The sequence below is a fragment of the Pseudomonas putida genome, from assembly GCF_028682475.1.
Taxonomy (GTDB): domain Bacteria; phylum Pseudomonadota; class Gammaproteobacteria; order Pseudomonadales; family Pseudomonadaceae; genus Aquipseudomonas; species Aquipseudomonas putida_AG.
The window spans coordinates 1-535 of the sequence record NZ_JANHLE010000107.1; the positions used below are offsets into that span (position 1 = coordinate 1).

At 58.7% G+C, this 535-nt stretch carries 1 protein-coding gene; it reads right to left on the reverse strand.

Going from position 1 to position 535, the window contains the following annotated elements:
* Positions 1 to 535 (reverse strand): VENN motif pre-toxin domain-containing protein (locus tag NPS47_RS25370; RefSeq protein WP_274297444.1); only part of this gene is annotated, 535 nt, incomplete at both ends.

Here is a 535-nt window from a genome sequence, read left to right on the forward strand (position 1 = left end):
TCCTGATGCGCCAGGGTACTGATCTTATCGTCACTTAACCCTTGCCGTTTCCATTCCGCGATTTGCTCACTGGCCCTCATCGCACCAAGATGCGGATTGGTAATGCCTCCCAAGGGTGACCAATCCTGGCCCGACAACGCATAGATATCGAATGCACCGGCACCCTCGCCATTGCGTTGCCCGTCTTGCACCCCTCGCATCATGGCAATGGCATAATCCGTCACCAGGATTTGATATTCCTCCCGGCTCAGCCTGCCGCTCTGGTACAGGTCAGCAAGTTTTTCTCCTGCCTGATTTTCCTGCTGTCGGTACTCGTTGCGAATACCCCGCTCGCAGTCACCTTTACCCGCGCAAGCCTTGTACCGCTCCTGCAACTCATCGACGCTGCCGATGCCGGCGGCCTTGAGTTTTTCGTACAACGCCCGGCTGGTTTGATCCAGTCGCTCGACGCCGTACTTGTTCGCCAGCAGGTTGTTTTCCACGGCATTGCGGCCCGCCCCAGCGCCCGCGACGGCGCCAGCGCTGTTGCCTTCCA